This window comes from uncultured Maribacter sp. (genome assembly GCF_947500405.1).
In the GTDB taxonomy this organism is placed as follows: Bacteria; Bacteroidota; Bacteroidia; order Flavobacteriales; family Flavobacteriaceae; genus Maribacter_B.
Genome location: NZ_CANMRY010000005.1, coordinates 1 through 24,530, shown reverse-complemented (window position 1 = coordinate 24,530; position 24,530 = coordinate 1). Strand labels below are relative to the sequence as shown.

General features: G+C 32.2%; 17 protein-coding genes and 1 pseudogene. 10 read left to right on the top strand and 8 right to left on the bottom strand.

The genetic code is table 11. The annotated features are described in order from the left end of the window. Nucleotides 1–80: 80 nt before the first annotated feature. Genes Q0945_RS08335 through Q0945_RS08325 form a run of 3 tightly spaced genes read left to right on the top strand, consistent with a single transcriptional unit; the run spans nucleotide 81 to nucleotide 4,193 of the window. Complete coding sequence (locus tag Q0945_RS08335) at nucleotides 81–1,436, top strand: DEAD/DEAH box helicase (RefSeq protein ID WP_299433374.1); 1,356 nt, start codon at nucleotides 81–83, stop codon at nucleotides 1,434–1,436. Nucleotides 1,437–1,474: 38 nt separating this feature from the next. Continuing rightward, a complete protein-coding gene (locus Q0945_RS08330; protein ID WP_299433371.1) occupies nucleotides 1,475–3,028 on the top strand; it encodes an SDR family oxidoreductase in 1,554 nt (517 codons plus the stop codon). A gap of 1 nt (nucleotide 3,029) precedes the next feature. Further along, complete coding sequence (locus Q0945_RS08325) at nucleotides 3,030–4,193, top strand: MBL fold metallo-hydrolase (RefSeq protein ID WP_299433368.1); 1,164 nt, start codon at nucleotides 3,030–3,032, stop codon at nucleotides 4,191–4,193. Here Q0945_RS08325 and Q0945_RS08320 read toward each other — a convergent pair. Both Q0945_RS08320 and Q0945_RS08315 read right to left on the bottom strand, forming a co-directional pair. Next, nucleotides 4,184–4,753 (bottom strand): annotated as a pseudogene (locus Q0945_RS08320) (pseudouridine synthase); the annotation flags it as partial. The gene Q0945_RS08325 and the pseudogene Q0945_RS08320 overlap by 10 nt on opposite strands. 111 nt (nucleotides 4,754–4,864) lie before the next feature. Next, a complete protein-coding gene (locus Q0945_RS08315) occupies nucleotides 4,865–5,764 on the bottom strand; it encodes a DMT family transporter (protein ID WP_299433364.1) in 900 nt (299 codons plus the stop codon). 201 nt (nucleotides 5,765–5,965) lie between these two features. On the opposite strand from Q0945_RS08315, the gene Q0945_RS08310 reads away from it, so the two are divergent. The 7 genes from Q0945_RS08310 to Q0945_RS08280 all read left to right on the top strand — a co-directional run bounded on the left by Q0945_RS08310 (nucleotide 5,966) and on the right by Q0945_RS08280 (nucleotide 13,280). Beyond that, complete coding sequence (locus Q0945_RS08310; protein WP_299433361.1) at nucleotides 5,966–7,927, top strand: hypothetical protein; 1,962 nt, start codon at nucleotides 5,966–5,968, stop codon at nucleotides 7,925–7,927. A gap of 2 nt (nucleotides 7,928–7,929) precedes the next feature. Next, complete coding sequence (locus tag Q0945_RS08305) at nucleotides 7,930–8,760, top strand: DUF2490 domain-containing protein (RefSeq protein WP_299433358.1); 831 nt, start codon at nucleotides 7,930–7,932, stop codon at nucleotides 8,758–8,760. Between the two features lie 11 nt (nucleotides 8,761–8,771). Further along, nucleotides 8,772–9,620, top strand: coding sequence for a hypothetical protein (locus Q0945_RS08300; protein WP_299433355.1), 849 nt, complete (start codon nucleotides 8,772–8,774; stop codon nucleotides 9,618–9,620). 114 nt (nucleotides 9,621–9,734) lie between these two features. Beyond that, nucleotides 9,735–10,220 carry an Mpo1-like protein gene (locus Q0945_RS08295; RefSeq protein WP_299433352.1) on the top strand — a complete coding sequence of 162 codons (486 nt, stop codon included), beginning with the start codon at nucleotides 9,735–9,737 and terminating at the stop codon, nucleotides 10,218–10,220. Nucleotides 10,221–10,429: 209 nt separating this feature from the next. Beyond that, the gene (locus Q0945_RS08290) at nucleotides 10,430–11,290 is read left to right on the top strand and encodes a hypothetical protein (protein ID WP_299433349.1); all 861 of its coding nucleotides are present in this window, start codon (nucleotides 10,430–10,432) and stop codon (nucleotides 11,288–11,290) included. 26 nt (nucleotides 11,291–11,316) lie between these two features. Continuing rightward, nucleotides 11,317–12,366 carry an adenylate/guanylate cyclase domain-containing protein gene (locus tag Q0945_RS08285; protein ID WP_299433346.1) on the top strand — a complete coding sequence of 350 codons (1,050 nt, stop codon included), beginning with the start codon at nucleotides 11,317–11,319 and terminating at the stop codon, nucleotides 12,364–12,366. Nucleotides 12,367–12,425: 59 nt separating this feature from the next. Next, complete coding sequence (locus Q0945_RS08280; protein ID WP_299433343.1) at nucleotides 12,426–13,280, top strand: DMT family transporter; 855 nt, start codon at nucleotides 12,426–12,428, stop codon at nucleotides 13,278–13,280. Nucleotides 13,281–14,361: 1,081 nt separating this feature from the next. Here the strand turns inward: Q0945_RS08280 and Q0945_RS08275 are convergent. The 6 genes from Q0945_RS08275 to Q0945_RS08250 all read right to left on the bottom strand — a co-directional run bounded on the left by Q0945_RS08275 (nucleotide 14,362) and on the right by Q0945_RS08250 (nucleotide 24,096). Beyond that, a complete protein-coding gene (locus Q0945_RS08275; protein WP_299433340.1) occupies nucleotides 14,362–16,701 on the bottom strand; it encodes a hypothetical protein in 2,340 nt (779 codons plus the stop codon). A 68-nt stretch (nucleotides 16,702–16,769) separates the two neighbouring features. Beyond that, nucleotides 16,770–17,459, bottom strand: coding sequence for a helix-turn-helix transcriptional regulator (locus Q0945_RS08270; RefSeq protein WP_299433337.1), 690 nt, complete (start codon nucleotides 17,457–17,459; stop codon nucleotides 16,770–16,772). A gap of 411 nt (nucleotides 17,460–17,870) precedes the next feature. Continuing rightward, nucleotides 17,871–18,614 carry a hypothetical protein gene (locus Q0945_RS08265; RefSeq protein WP_299433334.1) on the bottom strand — a complete coding sequence of 248 codons (744 nt, stop codon included), beginning with the start codon at nucleotides 18,612–18,614 and terminating at the stop codon, nucleotides 17,871–17,873. Between the two features lie 12 nt (nucleotides 18,615–18,626). After that, nucleotides 18,627–18,830, bottom strand: a complete 204-nt coding sequence (locus Q0945_RS08260) for a hypothetical protein (RefSeq protein ID WP_299433331.1) — start codon at nucleotides 18,828–18,830, stop codon at nucleotides 18,627–18,629. A gap of 204 nt (nucleotides 18,831–19,034) precedes the next feature. Beyond that, nucleotides 19,035–19,919, bottom strand: coding sequence for a DUF4382 domain-containing protein (locus Q0945_RS08255; RefSeq protein ID WP_299433328.1), 885 nt, complete (start codon nucleotides 19,917–19,919; stop codon nucleotides 19,035–19,037). A 478-nt stretch (nucleotides 19,920–20,397) separates the two neighbouring features. After that, nucleotides 20,398–24,096, bottom strand: a complete 3,699-nt coding sequence (locus Q0945_RS08250) for an immunoglobulin-like domain-containing protein (RefSeq protein WP_299433325.1) — start codon at nucleotides 24,094–24,096, stop codon at nucleotides 20,398–20,400. Nucleotides 24,097–24,530 lie beyond the last annotated feature (434 nt).

Sequence of the window (24,530 nt, the reverse complement as noted above, 5' to 3'; positions counted from 1 at the left end):
TTTAAAATCAGGTACTATTATATCTTTTTATTTATGTAAACTTGCACTATAATGTAGCTATCTTTGCAAAAATTTAGTGTATGCAATCTTTTAACGATTTTAAAATAGGAACACCATTACGCAATGCTATTGCAGACATGGGGTTTACCCAACCAACACCCATACAATCTAAAGCTTTTCCAGTAATTATGTCGGGTAAAGATATGATTGGTATTGCACAAACTGGAACAGGAAAGACCTTTGCATATATGCTTCCTGTGCTAAATACATTGCCGTATTCAGAAGATATTCATCCTAAAGCTTTAGTCATAGTTCCTACTAGAGAACTTGTATTACAAGTAGTAGAAGAGATAGAAAAATTTACCAAATATAAGAATGTAAGAACCCTAGCTGTGTATGGTGGCACTAATATAAACACCCAAAAAATGGCAGTAATGCAGGGTGCAGATATTATTGTAGCTACACCTGGCCGTTTATATGATTTGGTTCTAAGTAGAGCTCTACAGCTTAAAATGATTAAAAAATTAGTGATAGATGAAGTGGATGTAATGCTAGATTTAGGTTTTCGTTTTCAGCTAACAAATATTATGGATTTGCTTCCTAAGAAAAGGCAAAATATAATGTTCTCTGCAACAATGACCGATGAAATTGAAAACCTAATAACCAATTTTTTTAAAGATACGCAGAAAGTGTCTGTTGCATTAAGTGGAACACCGTTAGAAAACATTACACAAAGTTGTTATGAAGTTCCTAACTTTTATACCAAAGCCAATCTTTTAGTAGATATTCTTCAAGATGCGGAAGTTTTTCATAAAGTGTTAGTATTTGTCTCTAATAAGAAAAGTGCAGACCGTTTGTTTGCTGTTTTAGAAGATATATATAGTGAAGAAATATGTTTAATTCACTCTAACAAAACTCAAAATTATAGAGTACGTTCTATTCGCCAGTTTGATGAGGGTAAAAACCGAATATTAGTAACTACAGATGTTATGGCGCGTGGTTTAGATTTAGATGAAATATCCCATGTTATAAATTTTGATACCCCATCTTTTCCTGAAAACTATATTCATAGAATTGGTAGAACGGGTAGGGCAGAGAAAAAAGGAAATGCTTTATTGTTTTATACACCTAAAGAAGCAGAAGATAAAGAGGCAATAGAGAGTCTTATGGATTTTTCTATTCCAAACATTCCCTTTCCAGAACATATAGAAATTTCTGAAAAGAAAACTCCAGAAGAAAAGCCTAAAGTAATAGAGCCTAACAATCCTATTAAAATAAGCGATGAAGATGCTCCAGGGCCAAGTTTTCATGAGAAATCAGAAAAAAACAAGAAAACTAACCAAGGAGGATCTTACAAAAGAATCATAGAAAAAAAGTACAAAAAGAGAAAAACAAAAGGTGATAAAAACTATAATAAAAGAAACAAACGTAAATAAGTTTCTATTTTTTTAAATAGTTTTATTGGATATATTTTATGAGTGATAAAGAAGATATAGAAAACCCTAATAGTATTAGTGAGTCCGAAATAGATAAATGCATTTCTGTCCTAGAACATTTAATTAATAATACCAATGAGATTTTCGAAATTTCTAAGGAAAAAAGAACTGCTTTATTAAAAGCCTCGGGTAAATTATCTAGGCCTAATAGAGAAGAGTTTTCTAGAAGAAAAAAAGATGCCAAAAAAGCACAAAAAAGAAAACAGGCTGCAAGAGATAAAAATGCGCGTAAAGTAACTGGAATCCGTAGTGCTAGAGAATCCGTAGTTTTTGTAGCTCCTAAGCTATTACCAGAAGCAGAACTCAAAGAAAAAGACTTGCAGGAATTAGAGTCACCTAGAAACTGCTATGTATGCAAAACACTTTTTACACAATTACATCATTTTTATGATACTATGTGTACCGAATGTGGCGATTTTAATTATGCAAAACGTTTTCAAACCACAGATTTAGCAGGGCAAGTAGCTGTTATTACCGGTTCTAGACTAAAAATTGGCTATCATATTACCCTAATGCTTTTACGTGCAGGAGCAACCGTTGTAGCAACCACACGTTTCCCTGTAGATTCTGCCTTACGTTTTTCTAAAGAAGAAGATTTTACGCAATGGGGACATCGATTAAAAATACATGGATTAGATTTAAGACATATTCCAAGTGTAGAAATCTTCTGTAATTTTATAGAACAAAAATATGAACGCTTAGATATTTTAATAAATAATGCCGCACAAACTGTACGTAGACCGGCAGGTTTCTACAAACATTTAATGCCTAATGAGGAGTTAACTATAGATGAATTACCTAAATACGCTGCAGGTTTATTACAAGATCATACCAATTGTTTAGCGGAATTAAAGCAGTTAAGAACTACCGCTTCCCCTAATCAAAATATGCCAGTAACGTGGCATGGACCAGAACCAGGAATTGGTATACGTGCTTCTGCAAAATTATCACAAATACCATATAGTTTTGATAATTCTTTACAGGCACAAGAAGTTTTCCCTGAAGGAGAGTTAGATGCCGATTTACAACAGGTAGATTTACGTAAAACAAACAGCTGGAGACTTAAGTTAGGTGAAATTGAAACTACCGAAATGATAGAAGTGCAATTAGTAAATTCCGTAGCTCCTTTTGTACTTTGTAATCGTTTGTCTGAGGTAATGAAGAAAGACAATACAGGTAAAAAGCATATTATTAATGTTTCTGCTATGGAAGGTAAATTCCATCGTTTTTTTAAGGAAGACAGGCACCCGCATACCAATATGGCAAAAGCCGCTTTAAATATGCTTACACATACTGCTGCTGGTAGTCTTGCTAAAGATGGTATTTATATTAACGCTGTAGATACAGGTTGGGTTACCGATGAAGATCCTGTAGAATTAGCAAAGAAAAAAGAAGAATTACACGATTTTCAGCCTCCTTTAGATATTGTAGATGGGGCAGCTAGAGTAATGGATCCTTTAATCGATGGAATAAATACTGGTAAACACTGGTCCGGAAAATTTTTAAAAGATTACCGTCCTATAGATTGGTAAAATGAAAAAAAGAGCATTTAAATTTTTAAAACGTATGCTTGCAGTTATAGGTACACTACTAGTGGTTATATGCATTATTGTGGCTTTATTTGTGAACTTAAGCCCAGAATTTGGAGGTACTCCTTCCAAAGAACAAAAAGAGAAGTTTACAGCCTCTAGTAATTATAAAAAAGGAACTTTTATAAATTTGGGTGATGTAAAAATGAATATGAGTTTTAGCAATTTTACCAAAATGCTAAAACTATATTTTAGTCCGCAACCCAACACAATTCCTAAAAAAAATATAACTGTTCAAAAAATAGATTCTGTTGCTATTGCAGAATATAAAGATCAAACTAGGCTAGTTTGGTTTGGGCATTCTACTTTTTTACTACAAATGAATAACAAAAATATTCTAATAGACCCAATGTTTGGAAAGGTACCTGCACCGCATCCAATGCTAGGAAATAATAGGTTTAGTAAAGAGTTACCTATAGAAATAGAAAAATTACCAAAGATTGATGCTGTTATTCTTTCTCATGATCATTATGATCATTTAGATTATGGTTCTATTAAAAAACTAAAAGGAAAAGTTACTCACTTTTATACTCCTTTAGGGGTAGGAGCACATTTACAAGCCTGGGGCGTATCAAAAGAAAATATTACAGAACTAGATTGGTGGCAAGAAAATACTTTAAACGATTTAAAATTAGTTTGTACCCCTGCGCAGCATTTTTCTGGTAGAGGTATTAATGACCGTGGAACTACCTTATGGAGTTCTTGGGTAATACAATCTACTACAGAAAACATATTTTTTAGTGGAGATAGTGGTTATGGCTCTCATTTTAAAGATATTGGAGATAAATATGGCCCTTTTGATATAGGTTTACTAGAATGCGGACAGTATAATGAATTATGGAGTGAAATTCATATGATGCCCGAAGAAACTGCACAAGCTGGTGTAGATATTAAAGCAGAAATTATAATGCCAATACATTGGGGAGCTTTTAAACTTGCTATGCATTCATGGACAGATCCTGTAGAACGTATTTTAAATAAAGCCAACGAGCTAAAAATAAATACGATAGTTCCTAAAATTGGAGAACCTATATTTTTAGATAAAAATCCTATAGAATTCTCTTTGGTGGAAAAATCAATAGTAAGTAAACTAGAATTTTCTACTTGAGCAACTTCACCAGGTTTCATGTTCTCTAAATAAACATCTCCAATTCTAACGCGTACAAGTCTAAGCGTAGGAAAACCAACAGCTGCCGTCATTTTACGTACTTGTCTAAATTTGCCTTCTGTTAGGACTATACGCACCCATGAGTTTGGGCGGTGCCTCCCTAATCGTATAGCAGAATTTGGTAAAGGTAATTCTGGGGTTTCTATTAGTTTTTGAACAGTACAAGGCTTTGTTATATATTTTTTACCTGAAAAGCCTATTTCTACACCTTGTGCAAGTTTGGTTATAGCCTCTACTGTTATTTCGCCATCTAATTGTGCTAGGTATTCTTTTTCAATACCAGATTGGTTAATAATATCACTCCATTTACCGCAAGTAGTTAGTAATAATAAGCCTTCCGATTTTTCATCTAACCTTCCTACTGGCATAATACCTTCTGGAAAAACTTGTAACTCTCCTAAAAATCTCTTTTTACGATTTTGTTTATCGTTGTTTGATATAAACTGACTAAGAACACCATAAGGCTTGTATAGCTTTAAAAAGAAGACTTTTTTATACATCATAGCTAAGTGTAAAGTTACAGCAATTAATAATGATAAAGTAACCTTACTTAAATCTCAAAAATAATAATGCTTTATTATATAAGTGTTACGCAGCCAACAATTTAAAAACTAAGAATATAAAATTAATGCTACTCCTAACATAATACCTATCAGAGGAACAAGCTTTTTTCTTTTATTTTTTTCTTTAAAAACAACACCTCCAATTAAAACGGCTATAAGTATTTGACTTCTTTTTATCGCCGATAATAGCATTATTAAAGCTTCTGAATCTTGCAGGGCTTTAAAATAAAAATAATCTGCTGTTTGTAATAAAATACCAACAACGGGAATAGTCCAACGCCATTTAAATGCTTTTCTTTTTTCTTTATTTGGAAACCAAGTTATGGATAGTATTACTAAAAGAATTAAAACGGTATACCAACAAAACCAAAACTGTAGTGTCTGTGGTGCTAAATCTTGGTATTGAATTAAAAATTTATCGTACAAACCGCTAGAAGCACCTAAGAAAGTGGCTCCTATAATTGCAAAAATCCATTTATTATTTTTAAAATCTATACCTTCTTTTTTTCCTACTCTAGAATATAGAAGTACCGAAAATATAATAAGAAAAAAACCAACCCATTGCAAAAAATTAGGGCTCTCTTGGTATAAGAATATAGCACCAATAAAAGTAAAAAAAGGACCTGCAGAACGTATTGGTGTAACAATGGTTATAGGCAAATGCTTTAATGCTTGGTAAGCCAAAAGCCAAGAAGATGCCATAATCATAGATTTTATTACTATAAAACCATGCACTTTCCAAGAAATTTGGGCAACATAAAAACCTATTTTTTGCATAAATTCTGGAGATGTTAAAGAACCAATGTAAAATGGCAGTAACAACATAAAACCAGCAGTTGTAGTACCTAAAAGCACAGGAAATACTTCATTTCCTTGTACCGCATGCTTTTTGCATAAATTATGTAATCCTAAAAATAAAGCCGATAGCAGGCCTAAATACATCCACATTCGCGCGAAGATACTTTTTTGAAACGTATTTTTTGTGTAATTAAACCTAAAAAAACAACTATTCACTAAAACTTTACACACTATATAAATACCAATATAATGCAGTTATTTTAGTGTTTTATAGGATTAAAAATCTATTTTTTTTAAAAGAACATCTAACTTGCTTTTTTTTACGTATAAAAGTATAATTAAAAACATCATATGAACCATAAAAGGCTTACCAACCCCTTTTTATTTGGCTTAGTAGTATTTTTATTTTTTTCTAGTTCTTTGTCTGGGCAAACACAAGAGTATTCTGGCCCATTTGCTATTGAAAAATATGCTGGTATAGCTGAATATAATTACTATTTAATTTCTAAGGATACTGTTTTAGAAGGCGATTTTAAAATGTACCGCTCTAATCTAGATTTATTAATAAACAAAGAGGATTCTTCCTTTTTATTTAAAGGTGCTTTTAAAGAAAATTACCCTATAGGAGATTGGATTTTTCAATTTGGTGATTTTAAAACAGATAAAAGTTCTCAACTAGTAAATTACCAATACCGGGTAAATATTAATGGTATTCAAGAAGAAGCGAAAGGTAAAATTAAGCAGGGTAAACCAGACGGTTTATGGGTATACACTGTAAATCATATTAAGAATTCTGAAATAGAAAAAACTACTTTTAAAAGTACTATTACGTTTGATAAAGGAATTCCACAAAAAGATTTTAGTATAGAGAATGAGCAAAATACCCTGGTAGGAAGGTTTTTAAGAAATGGACTAGCACATGACCAATGGTCCTTATTTTCTAGTAATGCTATGGGTACCAATGAAGATTGGAATTTTTCTGATGGTATTCTAAAAAACATTCAAATAAACGATTCTAGAAACAAAACTATTCCAATTTACACACTCAAAAATAGTAATACAAAAACTATACATTTAGATAAACGCTATTTAAAAGCTATTCAATTACAAATAGCATTAAATGGGGAAGATTCTATTTATCATGGGAACATAGAACAATTATTAAAACAGAATAATGATTACTATAAAAAGATAGATGGGATACTTTCTAAGCTAGGAAAATCTAATTTTTCACCAGAACTAAAAGTAAAAGTCCCGTATTACCCTTTAGATTCTGTAGAAGTTGGTTTGGTAAAAACTATTGTAGAAAATAATAACTCTTCAAAAAAAATAAGCGAAGTTTTATTACGTAATACACAATTAAACATTTTAAAACTCTCAGATTCTGAGTCTTTTTATTATTACAATATTATCAATGAAATTACCAATAAGTTTGTAAATCCTATAGCCAATTTTGTTTCTTACAACGAGCAACAAATAATAGAATTTTTTCCAAGAGAAGCAGTTTTACAAAGTTTATGGGAAGGTAAAATCCCTTCTTCCAAAACAATAACTGTAGCTAATGACTTAACAAATGAAAAAAGTAAAAAAACTTATGAACTTTATACCGAAAAAGAAGTTTCTTTTGCTACATCTAACAGTTTAGAAAAAATTGCTCAAATAGCTTCTAATGTAGAAAAAAGCTTAGTACGTATTCAAGAAATAGTAGTAAACAAACTAACCAAAGAACAAAGACAACAAGAACTTATAAGTCTAGAAGAAACATTAATATCGGATAATACTACATTATCTAATTACATAGATTCTACAGCTAATGCTATCCATAAAAAATATGTTCCAGCATTACAAAGCATTAAAGCTAAATCTAAAGAACAACTAAGTATTTATGCAACTGTAAAAGATAATGGGCTTAAATTAGAAAAAGCAAAATCTATCCTCGCATGCAATAAAACCTATTTAGAACTAGCTAAAACTACAGCTAATATTCCGGTACAGGTAGACAGCCTTCAAAAAATATATATAGATAAAATTTGGAATCCTTTTACGGCTACTTTAATGGATGAAGTAATAAAAAAACAAATAACTAATGCTTATGACAAAGTAGTAATTCCTCATTTTTTAGAGCACGTAGAAAGTTACTTAGATTGTGAACAAGCAAAGGAATTAAATACGCAAATAAAAGCAACACACAAAGATGTGTTGGCTCTACGAAATAAAGATACTCATAAACTAGAGCGCAAATTAAAGAAAGAACAAAACCCAAAAACTATAATGGAGTTGTTTCATAATTACGCAAATACCAAAGACCACTAAGTATGAAACAGTTTATGAAAATTTTTACAGGTATTTTGGTTGTATTAATTCTAGGAATTACCAATACTATACTAGCACAGGAAACAGAAAAAGTATTACCAAAAGAATCTAAATATAAAGAACCCTCCACAAAGACATGGATAAATACATACGGTAATATTCGTATTTCTAAACGTCTTTTTTGGGTAGCACAAACACATTTTAGATTTGCAGAAACAGAAGAAACTCCTTTTGTTGGCCAAGTAGCGCAAATATATAATCGCCATGCCATTGGGTATTTACATTCTAAAAAATTTAATGCAAGTTTAGGCGGGGTTTTGCGCCTTAATTTTAATACAGATGAAAGTTCTACGGATCGTAATTTAGTTCCAGAATGGCGTATATGGCACCAATACCAATTTGCTGTACCATTATCTAGTATGATGATTTACCATAGGTTGCGTATAGAACATAGATGGACACAAGGTTTTGAAGAAAATAGTAACTATACATTTAGAAATAGATGGCGTTACATGTTTCGTTTAAAAATTCCGCTAAATAGTCATAAACTAAAACCTAAAACTTTTTACGTAGCTCCTGAAACCGAACTAATTATGCAGAGTGGAAAATCTGTTGTAGCTAGCCCAATGGAAGATTTAAGGATTACAACAACCCTAGGTTATATTTTAACTCCAAGATTAACTGTAGCCGCTGGAGCAATGTATTCTCAAGGGCAAAAATTAAGTAACGGAGGAGAGTATAAACAAAGTTGGGCTATACGCTGCCACCTTTATTTTTCTCCTGATTTTAGAAAAGTACGTAATAAACTACCAGAAATACATTTGGACGATTAAATCCTATGAAAATGAAAAGCAAACAAACTATTTTATATATACTACTGGCAGCTAGCATAATAACTTCTATCATTTTTATTACAAAAACAGTTAGCACTCAAAAAAAACTAGAAGAAAGTATAGCAGCACAAAAAGATTTGCAAAATAGGGTAGAGGTTCAGGATAATATTCTGGAGGCCGATTCGCTACTAGTAAAAGGACAATACAGCCAGGCTTTAAAAGTGTATGATGCGCAACTGTCAAATAAAGAACAATTTAATAAGGAACTAAAACTTAAGATTGCTTTAACCAATAAACTTCAGGCTTTAGGAGATAATTTGCCTGCTAAAACACAAGAGTTTATTCCTAAAAATATAGATTCTTTACAAAACGCAAATAATGCAAAAACACAAGTATTTACTAGAGAAGTAGATTCTTTAAATTTTGCATTAAAAAAAGCCAGAGTACAAGTAAACCGCATGCGATCGCAATTACAAGACAACTCTTTAGGAGCCTATTTAACTTTCAAGAGTAAAAAAGGAAACTATATTCACTACGTTGGTAAAGTAACTAACCAAAAAGCAAATGGTTTTGGAATAGCAATTTTAGATTCTGGTAGCCGCTATGAAGGCCAATGGCTAAATAACCAACGTCATGGCGAAGGTGTTTTTTATTGGAAAGATGGGGAGCACTATAAAGGGTCTTATGAAAATGATGAAAGAAATGGAGAGGGTACTTATTATTGGACAAATGGCGAAAAATATGTGGGCCATTGGAAAGGAGACAAGCGCAATGGACAAGGTGTTTTTTATAACAAGAAAGGAGATATAATTACGCAAGGAATTTGGGAAAATGATAAGTTAGTAGAACAAAAAAAGTAAAAATTTTATACCAGAGACTCAAAAAAAATACTTTCGTAGAATCTTCTTAATTATTAATTTTTAGCTAAATTATGAGGCAAACTCAAAATTTTAACTACTTAAAAATTAATATCAATGAGAAAAATAGACCAGTTATTAGAAGAATATGGAGAAAGCCATCAAACAAAATTTAATAGAATAGTACACTATTTTTGCGTTCCTGCTATCTTTTTTAGCCTAATTGGTTTATTAGCATCTATCCCAACAGGAAATTTACTCACAGAAATTATTCCTGCCTCATTACTACCGTATGCCCATATTGGTAGCATTGTAATTATATTAGGATTGCTATACTATTTAAGACTATCTATTCCTTTATTTATAGGCATGTTACTATTTTCGGTTTTAGTATTATTTGGTATAAAGCAAGTACAAATTCTAGATATAGCACCGCTTTGGGTTATTATGCTTGGTATATTTGTAATCGCCTGGATTATACAATTTGTAGGGCATAACCATGAAGGAAAAAAACCATCTTTCTTAAAAGATATTCAGTTTTTAATGATTGGCCCTGCTTGGACAATGAGTCATTTGTTTGAGGCAGTTGGAGTAAAGTTTTAAATTACTTTATTTTAAATTCCCGTTTCTTCTTTAAGTTGTCTAATAACAAAAAAACTTTGCAAATTAGATACTATTTTTAGTTGTAATATTATTATTTAAAATAATAGCATTACACCCCTTTTCTACGTTAAAAAAAGCTAAAGAGATTATATGTTAAAATAACTATTTCTACTTTAGTATTCTGATTAGTCTATACTAAAAGATTTGTAATGAAAAAAAAATCCAAGCTATTTTTAGTTTTAACAGCACTTTTTTTGGGGCTACTTATCTATTTTAATTATTTTGCTTCTGTGGGGGCAGATGGTTTAAGTACTTTTTTCCCTATTATCGGGATGGGTGTTCTTTTTGTTTGCTCCCTAACCGCTTTTCTATTTAGTTTTTTTACAAACTCTATTAAAATACCAATTTTAATAATTGCTTTTGGTGTTTTCGGGTGTATTGCAACATTATCATATTTTAGTTTTGACTATACCTCACAGCATAAAGAGCAGGTAGAAAATAATAAGAAGTGGTTAAAAACAAAAACCTTTAAGAATCTAGAAAACGGCATTACTTTTCAATATGTTTCAGGGAGTATTAATGAATATGCGGGAAACACTCCTATTATAAATGATATAAATATATCTATAGAAAAGGAGACTATAACTATTCCTTCAGAATCTTCATATTCGCCTTCAGATATTATACATAAAGAGTTAAAAAAAAGTACAATACCCTTAAAAGAACATTTAAAAAACATATTTAGCTCTAATAAAGTTCTTTTAGAATGTGATTTAAAAAATGTAAGTAATTCCTATTTTAAAAATCTTCCTAAAGAGAGTGAAATTTATAAAATAGAATTTTCTGGAAAAAATGAAAGCTGTAGAAAAGCAATAGTAAATAATTGGCTTCCTAAATATGAAAATATTCCACAAGAAATTTTCTTTATATCTAAAAGTAAAAATGCAAATTCGTATCTTATTATTTTTATAAATGCTCCTATAGCTAGTATATCTGCCAAGGTAGATAAAATGGGGACTTCAGATGTTGAAACTAAAAACAAATGGTATAACACAATTTCCTTCTTATAAATAAAAATTACATAGTTTTATATAGCATGAACTTTATTACAAAAAGAAAATTAAAAATTGTTAGCGACTATATTATTGGGTGGACACTAGCATTCATTTTCTTATCTATTGTTCGTGGTGTGGGTACTATAGAGGTTAGTTCTGTACAGTTTGAGTTTTGGCACTCTATAACCATATCTATAGTATTTGGTCTTACAATTGGGAGTCTCTCCGGAGTTGCGCAATTAATTATTGAAGAAAAATTATACCGAAGAATTTCAATTTTAAAATTAACGCTTCTCCGTTTAATTTCAATTATAATATTGCTGGCATTAATAATTGTTTTTGCTCATTTTATTGTTACTACTTTTTTAGGAGAAACTAAAGGACTAGTAGCATTTGCAGGGGAATCTGGCAGTTTTGCAATCTATTTTTATATTATAGTGGTAGATTTATTTTTGGGCTTTCTAAGGCAAATAAATCTTATGCTAGGCGAACAAAATCTAAAAAATTACTTTCTTGGAAAATTTTATACGCCAAGAGAAGAAGAACGTATTTTTATGTTTTTAGATTTACAATCTTCTACAACTCATGCCGAAAATTTGGGGCATATTAAGTACAGTAAAATGCTACAAGACTGTTTTATAGATTTAGGAGTGGTGGTAGAAAATGAAGCAGAAATATACCAATATGTAGGAGACGAAGTAATATTAACTTGGAAATTAAAAGACGGCATTAGAGCAAATAATTGTATAAACGCATTTTATAATTTTAAGCACCAACTAAATAAAAAAGAAGCATACTATTTAAAAAACTATGGCGTACTTCCTTTTTTTAAAGCAGGGTTAAACTCTGGTATTGTTACAGTTACCGAAGTTGGCAAGCATAAAAAAGAAATTGCTTATCACGGAGATACTATAAACACTGCAGCAAGAATACAAGAAAAATGTAATACCTATAAACAAGAGATGCTTATATCTCAAAGCTTAAAAAATACTTTAAATACCAATTTATATGCTTTTAATAAACTTGGAAGTGTTCTTTTAAAAGGAAAAGATAAGGAAGTTCTTATATATTCTATTGCAGAAAACAAATAGGACAGTAATGTTCTATATTCTTCATTATAATATCTTTGTTAGATTAAATTATTTGGAAGATGGATTTAAGGAGGGCTATTTATTTTATGATGCTAAGTACCATAGCTTTTGCTTGTATGAATGTGCTAATTAAGTATTTAACAGCCTATGATACTTTTGAGCTTGTTTTCTTTAGATCTTTAGGTACCTTATTTTTCACTTTTGGTATTTTAATCCATAAAAAAATTCCCATTTTAGGGACCCATAAAAAATTACTAGTTCTAAGAGGCGTTGTGGGGGTAACTTCTATGTCTCTGTTCTTTTTAGCAATACATTATATGCCAGTTGGGTCGGCAGTTGGGCTACGGTATATTTCTCCCATTTTTGCAGCCATATTTGCTATTTTTATGCTAAAAGAAAAAATAAAACCTGTACAATGGCTGTTTTTTCTAATGTCTTTTGTTGGCGTTATTGCTTTAAAAGGGTTTGACAAAAATGTATCCATTCTTGGTTTTGTTTTTGCTATTGCAGCTGCTGCTACAAGCGGATTAGTATATACTATTATAAGAAAAATAGGGGATAGGGAACACCCCGTTGTAATTGTAAATTACTTTATGTGCATTGCTACCGTAGTAGGTGGTGTATTAGCTAGTTTTAATTGGAAAACTCCACATGGTATAGATATATTACTGTTATTTAGTCTTGGTGTTTTAGGGTATGTAGGACAGATATTTATGACCAAAGCTTTTCAGATTGGAGAAACCAATATTATTGCTCCAATTAAATATATAGAAGTAGTATTTTCTATAGTTGCAGGAATTGGCTTTTTAAACGAAGAGTACACTATTTTAAGTATTGTAGGGATGTTACTAATTATAACAGGAGTGTTATTAAATATCTGGTATAAGAGAAAATATAGTGCAATAAGTGTTTAATACTAAAAAGTTACCATTTATAATTTATTTTTTACCAAGTATACAGTAGTTTATAGTTAGTTAATTTTCTTAATGTATTTTTAAAATATTAAAGAAAACATGATATTATGGCATTTAATTTTACACTTGTAGATGTTTTTATTATTCTAAGTAATACCATAGCCTTTTTTAGTTTTCTTAGAATAAGCATAGCAATGGTTTTACAGTTACATAAGAAAGATTCTTAGTAGTACTTTATAAATTCTATTTTACATAATATAAATTATAGTACAAAGTATAACATTTTCACCAAACAAGAGAATATACGTTTGTAAGCTATAATTCTATATTATATAAAATAGCCCTCAAGCTCTGAGAATCGATTAAAACTTACAACAGGGTCATCAATCTTTTTTAAGCGGTGCCTACGGCGCATATTTCATTTTGTACCATAATTAGTCGTTATGTAAAATTGCCGCACAGCCAATCGCTCGATTGCTTATTAAAAATAAACGCTTTATGGCGTTCATTTCTAAACACAATTTGCCAACGCTTGGCCAGCGCCAAAAAAAGCAAAACTTTTAGATTATTTTGAAATACATAATTTATACGAAACTATACGTCAATAAAATTTTCACAAACATTTAGTCAGATTGCCGCAAGAGCACAAAATTTCGAAAATAAAATTTCTGTGCACTTGCTACCATTTAGCCCTGTTTCAATAATTACTTTAAGCACTTCTAATATTATGTCAAATAGAAATTCAACATTCTAACTATTAAAAGTAATATCTATCTTTTTTTCTTGATACGGCAAAGTATACTTTGAGCGAGATGATGCGGCTGCGAAACAAAAAAATGCCAACGCTTCAACCCGCCGCCAAAAGTAATCAGCCACTGGCTAATTTCTTTTGTCACGTAGAGAATTTTGGAAACAATGTACGGGTCGGTCGCTAAATTTTAGGATCCATTGTAACTCTTAAGATTGCTTTAAAGCAATACAATCAATATGGCCGTCAACAAATATAGTAGCCAGCCCCCTAAAATTCTTAACTCTCCTCTCCCCTATTGTTTTGCCAAAAATTCTCTTAGGCCACTTCTTACTAATTTAGCTTAAATGATTCATAAATTTCATCGACAATTTTTTCCAACAATTTATTTGTGAAAGGGAAATGAATATTTATTCTATATAATTTATTATCAACTTTATAGAACATAAGTCTTCGATACTCTAAAAATCCTGATTTTCTTTTTCTATGTTCTACATAAAACGAATTAAGGCCATTAACATCACGTTTAATAAAATTTAGCATCTTATGCTTTTCATCTTTAGAGCTATATTCAACTCTTAAAGTATTCATTACCTCTTCAAGTGTTTTATCTTCTGTTAATTCAGAAATTCCAAAAACACAATTAATTCTAGTACCATATGACTTTACTTTTTTACTTGTAAAATTTGTGATGTAAGCACAAATCGGCATTGATTGAATGGTATATCCATTTGCTAATAAGACTTCTGAAGGAATACTATTCATATTTGTTGGCATTTTCACCTTTATTTTTCCTTCTAAAAAAGTAACATCCTTTAAAGTTAATGGAGAAGGCCATGGCAAACTATTACCTTCAAAATCTGTTGGAGTTTGATGTGAAATTTCTATTTCGTCTAAATATACTTGATTGCCTTTTTTTGATTCTATTTCTATATCCACTCCTTCATTAGAAAATTTTTTAACAATAGTGTTATAGGAATTATTTAACTCAAGACCATACAGTAACTTTGGTAATTCTTTATTGGGAGATTTGACTTGCATTACTATCATTAATGATTCATAACCTTTTGTTTTACCTTGAGAAAGTTCTGGGTGTTTTATTGCTGGGTCAAAGTTTAAATCGATTTTCGTATTAAGTAACGAGGCTAATTTATAATCATAGAAGTCCTTCTTTTTTGTGAATATATAATTGTATCTATTTTTATAACGTCCAGAATTAATGACATTTTGTCTAAATGTATAGTGTAAATCTAGACTTGAAGAAATTAAAAACTTCTGTTTTTCTAATTCCAGATTTTGAAAAATACCAAGATATTTTTTGTGAATTTCTAAATCATCAAGTTCATAATGGTGGTATAAATACAATTGTAACTTTTGGAAATCGTTTAAAAAATTACTTTGGTCATTAAATTTAAATTTCTTGCCTGAAAAACTTTCAATAGCGTCTACTAATTTGTCGTGATATTCACTATTCTCCATGGTATTGGCCGCATTAATCCACGCCAATGCCTCGAGATTTGCTTTCATAATTTCTATTTCTTTTAGAAAATAGGCCTGCACATCTTTGTTCAATAATAGTTTATTGCTTTGTTGTATGAGTTCTTCAACGAGTATTAGTATAGAAGTATATTGTTCCTCAGCATTTTTTTTTTTCAAATTTCTGGCATCCCTAAAGTCTTTTATCAAAGAACTAGTAATCCCAACTCCGGTGGCTGCAATGGCTCCATAGGTATCACCAGCAGCCGATAAATTTGAAGCTGCACTTAAGAAATCTCCTTTTGCCATTGAGGCGTAACCTTGTTTTTGTAAATTTTTATCAATAGAGATTTCTGTGGTATTCGAGTCATTAGAATAAAGATTATCCAATTGATTTTGTAAACTTGATTGTTGTTCTTGGCTACTCATACTCTCCCACTCCTCTTTAGAGTACTCATATGGTTTTTTGATATTATCCATGCCAGACTCAATATTTGATGTTTTGTCCTCCTCAATAGCTAAGTTAGATTCATTTTTTCCAGATATAGCAGTGTTCTCAACTTCACTTGGGTTATCCAATATCTGATTAATAAAACTGGAATCTGTTTGTTGTGTCCCACCTCCAAATGTGATTTTTGAAATTTTCATTTCCGATTTTGCCAAACAGTTGTGGAATCCTAATCTATAACCATATTGTAATGGTAAGCTTATTGAATAAATACGATCTAGTTGAAAGGGGCCATTTACCACCCCACCACCGATTGTAGAGCCTTTACCTGCTGTCGCTATATTACTTTCATTATCATTATTACATATAAAACTAACAGAAACCTCTTCAAATTCATTTACTGTATAATTAGCATTGATTTCAGATATATATCTAGAATTACTAATTCCTAGCTTATTAAGTGCTTCTAAAGTATAGGTCTTTCCTTGCGGCTGGTAATAATAGGCATCACTATTACTAGGAGTAAATTTTTTCAATTTAAATTTTATAGTTACTATTTCTCCTCTTACGGTAACTTGATAATCTAAATCTAATTTACCCCAGACTGCTCCGATATCTTTGGCGCTTGAAACCCCTAAACCTTGTCTAGAATATGACTGCCATTTTGAATCAAAGTTTTGAGAAAAACTTATACTGCAAATAAAAAAAAGAAATAAAGGAATTTTTATGAGGATTTTGTTTCTAATCATTTCATTTACATTTTTAAGGACAAGTTTAAAAATCTCATTTAAAATAAAAATACGCCAAACAGCCTATTTTATATCAACCGAAAAGCATCGGCTATATTTTTGATTTCAGTTCGCTTATTGGTGCCTAGCTTTTTGAAGATATTTTCACAGTGCTTTTTAACTGTTTTTGGGTCAATAAAAAGCAATTGGGATATTTCTTTTCTAGATAATTCTTGACCCAATAATTTGAGAATTTCCTTTTCTCTTTTGGTAAGTAAATTGAAGCAATTATAATATTTGTCAAAAACAGCATTAATGCCGAATAGACGATTTACATCCTTTGAAAATGCTTCTATTTCTTGAGGGAAAAGTGAAATAGAAATTAGTTGCGTGTCATTCAGTATTTTAGTGGTAGTAAAATGATAAACTGGATTTTCACCTTCATTGTATTGCCAATCTTGAAAGAAAGGAACTACCGCATTTTCATCGTTCTTAGATATTTCTGCAAATAGTTTTGGATAAGTAACTTTTAACGTGAATTCACCCTGGTGTTTTTCCAGAACACTTGCGCCCAATTCTTCTAGTTCTTCCATCGAATAACGAATAATATCCAACCCTGTTTTGGACATATATTGTAATGCCAAATCTTCACGAGAATTTATGTGTAAAATTCCAGGGATTATTAGGGCTAAATCATCTAGGTCTAATAATCCTTTCTGAATTAGCTGACTTAATTTGTAGAGTTGTTTTGGCTGGTCAATTAGTTCTTTGTGAATCATAATAGTAATGGTTGGTGTTGGTTTTATAAAGTTAATAAATTTTTATTAAAACCCTAAAAATGTGATTACTAAAGATGGTTCAAGCCTTCTACATCAATGCCATTTCACACACATTACGCTTCCCTCCTGCGTCGTCGCATAATAAGTGTTCCATTAACATTGTAGAAGATACTTTTTAGAATAAATTTTTTCACGAAACCGCAGAAACAACTTTCGCTTTTTCCCAAAGCAAAGTTACATAACGCAGAACATTATGAAACACTTTGTTTTTCATAATCCGACGTTATATAAAATAGCAATAAGTTATTAATAATCTGAAAAAATTGAATCTTATTCTATCGAAATTATTTAATAAAAAATGCCCTAGTTTAATATAACAAGGGCATTTTTAAAACGTATTACGATACTAATTTACTCTACAGGTTTGTTGCCTACCTCTTCAATTTCTTTACGTTTATTTTTTACTTTTTCCTTTCCTTTTTTAATTACGTCTTCTAATTCATTTAATTTCTCTTCGGCTTTAGATATTTTAGCTTCTTTCTCTTTAATAGCTTCTTCATCAACACCTTTTTCTTCACGTTGTTTCGCTACTTTTTCTTTAGCTTCTTTAACTTTTTTACGACCACGTTTTAAGGTTTCTTCCTCATCAGATAAGGTTGAAGCAGTTTCGTCAATTTTTTCTTTGGCTATAGTTGCTCTATGCTTACCAAATTCCTCTCCACTCATATCGCCTTTATCACGACCATACGCATTGCCTTTATTTGATTTTTCTTTTTTGGCTTTTTCTTTCTTTTCTTTTTTTAACTCATCATCTTTCTCATTGTCTTCATCAAGATCATAGTCATCATCACCCTTTTCCTTTTTAATCTTATTTTTTTTGTCTTTACCTTTCCCCTTCATTTCTACGCCTTTCTCCTTCATATCCTTGGCCTTATCTTTCATTTTTTCTTTGCCTTTCCCTTTCATTTCGTCAGCTTTACCTTTTTGCTGCTCTACGGCATTATCAATGTCTTCTTCAACATCTTCTTTGACCTTTTTAACTTTCTCCTTCTTGGCTTTTCCTTTCTCCTGAGATTTACCTTGGGCATACCCAGTAGTTGCCATCATTGTAAATGCAAAAAGCATTAAACCTATTATACGTGCTATATTTTTCATGTCTTTTCTTTTTTAGATACCATCAAGTTCACTAAGCGCTGATTCTACTTCTTCTGATTTTTGTTCAACTTCTTTTACTGTTTCATCAATTTCTTGCTCTACGGCCTCTATTTTATCTAAAGTAGCGTCTAATTCTTGTTGTTCTTTTTTTGTGTCTCTACAGGAAATTATTCCCATAAAAAGAACAGATAAAGTCAATAAACTTAATTTTTTCATAATTTTTATATAAATGATTAGTACTTATTTAACTTATATATAAAGTATATATTGTTTAATTTTTAAATGTCTTTAAATCAAATTTTATCAGAATTTAGATTAGCTTTAAGGTTCTGACAAAGAAATACCGTGCAGTTTCTTTACTAGTAAAACAAAAAAAGCGGGATAAATGTCCCGCCAGTAATTACTTTTATAATCTCTGTATTATTCCTTAACTAATTCAAAATCTTGAACTGTTTTATTCGCTGCATTTATTTGAACTTCTTCAGTGGTTTGCATAATATAGCCTTCTTTTTGTACTTCAACATTGTATGACCCAGCATCTAATCCCATTAACATATAAGCACCATCAACATCTGTGAAAGTTGTAGTATTAATGGTGTCTGAAACGATAACAGCCACCTGAGCGCCTTCTACAGTTGTTATAGTAGAATCTTGTTCAACGCCAGTAACTGACCCCAACAACGTACCCGTTGTAGACAAATTACTTGCTTTAATTACAGGTTTAAAATTGAATCCTGTAATATTTTGTCCTCTACCTTTTGCTACAAATGATTTGCTCACATCAAAATCTAGCAACAAATCTGATGAAAGTCCGCTACTTACAATAAGTTCGGGTTTGATAAACACTTTAATGCCTGATTGTGCGCCACTAGGAACTTTTAGATTATAGGTTGTACTATCTTTTAAAACAATGTTTACTCCTTTTACGTAGACGCGCATTAAATCATAAGAACCTGTCGGTATATCCATATCTACTAAATTCTTGGTAATACCATTAGTAAGCTCTAAAAGATTTACTTGTATTTCATCTTCCATTAATACAATGAAAGATTTACCGCTGTCGGTTTCTATTGTCACGTCAGTACTATCTATTGCTTGAGCGTTTAATTCGATATCTCCTTTATATCTAGCATCAATTTTAAAAATTGTTACATTGGCTTCGGCCACCATATCATGAGGAAATGGGGCATCAGTTAATTGTATATTTAATTGGCCATACCCACTGTTGGAATCATTGTTATCGGTACATGAGCTAATTAGAATGCTACAAACAACAAGAAAAACATTTAAAAAGTTAAGTTTCATAGTTTAAAATTTAAGGTTTTCGTTACGTAAAACCCTATAAATAAGGGTTTGGTACTTTGTAAACAACAAAGAAAGTAAAAACCCTACTATGAATTTTTTGTTTTCGATGAACGGTATAAATTTAATGCGTTATTAGATATTACCATTTCATACACATTACCACTTCGCTCCTATCGTCGCTTCGGGCAAAGAGTATTCCATTACATTTTTAAAGAAACTTTTGAGAAGAAAAAAATCTAAGAAAATTTAGGAGAAGAACTTCGCTTTTCCCAAAGCAAAGTTACATAACGCAGAACATTATAGAACAAACACAGTAAATTGGCGGATAGACCATTTTCGGTCTATTTTACATAGTTGCAGATATAGACTTAATTAAAATTCTTTATCTGATTATGAAAAATATACTCGCCTAATACTTTCATACCAGTTTAAGGTCCAGGCAAGGATTATCATCCTTTAAGGTACTTTATTAAATATCTTATTCGATTACAACTTTAAAATCAACTCGCTCTTTTTCATCTTGATAAATACTCAAGATATAAACTCCTGTACTGGAAATGTCCGATACGTTTATTTTTAAAAAACCATTTACAATAGATCGTTTTAAATTTTTAACGACTTTACCCGATAAATCAGTGATTGAAATTTCTACATTTCCATCTTTATCGAACCCTGATACGTTAAACCAATCTGAAGTAGGACTAGGATATAGTTTTGACTTGTTTGTTGATCCACTAACCTTAATAGTTCTAATTACTTCGACCGCAGCGTTACCCGATACATCACTTACATTATAGGTAATCCCATATGTACCTGTTGCATTTGTATTTAAATCGGAAGTATCTACCACTACCCTATCCGAAATTTCACCATCAACATTATCCGTTGCCAAAAACCCCGGTTCAATAAAAATGTCGCCTAGGTTCAGTTCTAAAGGGTTGGCACCATTTAAAATAATGATAGGGCTAGTCGTATCATTAGGGGCACTACTAACGTTAATTGTTCTAATTACTTCGACCGCAGCGTTACCCGATGCATCACTTACATTATAGGTAATCCCATATGTACCTGTTGCATTTGTATTTAAATCGGAAGTATCTACCACTACCCTATCCGAAATTACACCATCAACATTATCCGTTGCCAAAAACCCCGGTTCAATAAAAATGTCGCCTAGGTTCAGTTCTAAAGGGTTGACACCATTTAAAACAATAATAGGGCTAGTCGTATCATTAGGGGCACTACTAACGTTAATTGTTCTAATTACTTCGACCGCAGCGTTACCCGATGCATCACTTACATTATAGGTAATCCCATATGTACCTGTTGCATTTGTATTTAAATCGGAAGTATCTACCACTAACCTATCCGAAATTTCACCATCAACATTATCCGTTGCCAAAAACCCCGGTTCAATAAAAATGTCGCCTAGGTTCAGTTCTAAAGGGTTGGCACCATTTAAAACAATGATAGGGCTAGTCGTATCATTAGGGGCACAACCGTAAAAATACACAGCACCACTATGGGAACCGCTTTCATTGTCATTTTTGGCTCCTATTATAACTGTATTTCCAAATATTGAAACGTTCCTGCTAAAAAAATCATATCCTGAACCGTCAAATGGTGTAAATTTTTGCGTTTCTACCCAATTGCCACTAGACTGTTTTTCAAATAAATAGGCAGCACCTTTTTTAGTAGCATCTTCATCTGAACCTATGATAGCAATATCACCATAAATTCCTACTGAAATCCCGAAAAAACCATTACGAGATGCGTCGCTGGCCTTTAGTTTTTCAACCTCTACCCAATTGCCGGTCGGACTCTTTTCAAAAATGTAAGCAGAACCACTGTTTTCTCCATCATCATTATTACTCCATGCGCCAACTATGGCAACATTATCGGAAATAGCCGCAGAAGAACCAAAACCATCCCCTAAAGAAGCGTCACTCGCAGTTAGCTTTTGAGAAGCTACCCACGTACCATTGGAGCTCTTTTCAAAGATATAAGCGGCCCCGCTTCCGCTTCCATTAGTATCGTTGTCTTCCGCACCTATTATGATATTATCCCCCGACATGAATACTGACTTACCAAAATCCTCTCTTAAGGCAGTGTCGCTACCGGCGAGCATTTGTAGCTCAACCCAACTACCATCTACACGCTTTTCAAATACATAGGCTAAGCCCATTTTACTATCATAGTGCGTACCGACCACAGCAAAATTACCCGATATGGCTACCGAAGTACCAAAATTGCTCTCAGAAGTAGCATTACTGGCTGTCAGTTTTTGAGATTCTATCCAAGTACCATCAGCTCTCTTTTCATAAATATATACCGAACCGCTATTACTACCATTATCATCATTACCATTGGCACCTACGATGGCAGTATTACCAGAAATTGCAACCGATGTGCCAAAGTAATCATATGAAGTACCATCACTTGCAAAGATTTTTTGCACCTCGATCCAGTTACAATTGGTGTCCCTTTGATATATATATGCAGAACCACTATCTCTTCCATATTCATCACTCAGGTCATCATTTCCAGATGCACCTATAATGGCAAAATCATTTGAAATAGATACTGAATTACCAAATCCTTCCCCAGAAACACTGGTTAATACCTTTTGTACATTACCCCATATAGTTTCATTCACATCGGTTACCCTTATAGGATAATTTTGGAATGCGTAAAATCCACCACTATCCGTTACTGTAACCTGTACTTCGTAAAGGTTATCGTTACCCTTATCCAGTGGATTTTCAAAATCAGGGCTATTGATAAAAGAGAGTACACCTGTATCTTCCGTCAAAATAAAAAGAGTATTGTCTTCACCATAACCGTATTTTGTTGAAAAGGCATAACTTAAACCATTACCCTCGGTATCGGTATCGTCGGTTGCGGTAATATCCCCTCTAAGAATAACCATACTATTTTCCTCTACGTTTAACGTTCCCAATGCCGTTAGGCTTGGTGCTTGATTTGTAGTAGGGGTATACCGATAAAAATATGCAGAGCCACTGTCTTCACCATTTTCATTACTAAAGGCTGCCCCTATTATCGCAACATCTCCAGAAATGGCAACTGACCACCCAAACCTATCATTATAAGCAGCATCACTGGCATTGACTTTTTGTATGTCTTCCCACAGGCCATTTGCCCCCTTTCGTATCATATAAGCGGAACCACTATCTCCCGCTTCTTCATCATTTAAAAAAGACCCTACAACGGCCACGTTATCTGAAACAGCTACTGAATTACCTAATTGATCTTCAACAAAACCTCTTAGCATTTGAATTTCACCCCAACTGCCATCGATTCCTTTTTCAAAGATATATACCGCACCTGTATCGGTTCCAAAACCATCTTTTCCTCGCGCACCAACTACAGCAACATCAGCTGAAATAGCCACTGATTGACCAAAATTGTCATACCTCCCGCCATCATTTGGGATTAGCTTTTTTGATTCAATCCAAGTATCAGGACCTCTTTCAAATATATAGGCTGAGCCACTACTAATACCGTTGTCATCATCTAAAAAGGCTCCTATAATGGCCAAATCACCAGAAACCGATACGGAAATGCCAAAACCATCTGAATCAAAGGCATCGCTCGCAGTTAGTTTTTTTACTTCAAACCAGCTTCCATCTGAACCTTTTTCAAACACATAGGCCGCACCTGTCGACCCATTGTCCCTGAATGCCCCAACCACAGCCACATCACCAGAAATAGATACTGAATCACCAAATAAGTTACCCCGCGGAGCGTCGCTGGAGATAAGCTTTTGTACTTCTGTCCAGTTACCATCTGCTCCTCTTTCAAATACATAGACAGCATTATTAACAGGAGCTCCTATTATAACCAAATCCCCAGAAATGGCAACCGATTCACCAAATCGATGAAATTCACCGGCATCGCTGGCAACAAGCTTTTGTTGCTGAATCCAATTACCACTTAATGACCTTTCAAATATATAGGCAGCACCGCTATCGGCCCCATTATCATCGTTATATTTTGCCCCTACTATGGCATAGTCTCCTGAAACAGCCACTGAATTACCAAAATTGTCTCCCTCTACATTGTCGCTTGCTATACGCTTTTGCTCATCGGTCCATTGGGCGTTTAAGTTACTGATGCCTATTAAAAAAAACATTAGGCCAATTAGTTTTAATTTCATGGTTACTTATTGTCTTTTATTAAAAAAAAAAAGAGTACTGGATTACAATTAATCGCAGAAGTTTCTCAATTACTAAGAATAGTCCTTTTCTATATAATTCACATTTGACCATTTTCCATAATAAATGGCATTTACACTTCTACAAATTAGCTGAAAAATGTTGTCACAATAAATAGAAACAAGAAAATTTAATTCAAATATTAGTTAGATTTTGAAATAAAACTAGAAAAAAATTATGAATGAGGTTTTAATTAGTTGTTAAAGTTATCATTATAACGACTAAATGTCATTTTTGGAGACCAATGACAAAATGCATAGCTATGTTTTTTAAAACTATCTATGTTCATCCCATTCCACGCTGCATTCAAGGTTCTAACGCAACAAACGTTGCTTTTTTTTTAGTTAGTCTAAGCTACAAATTTAAGTTCAAAATC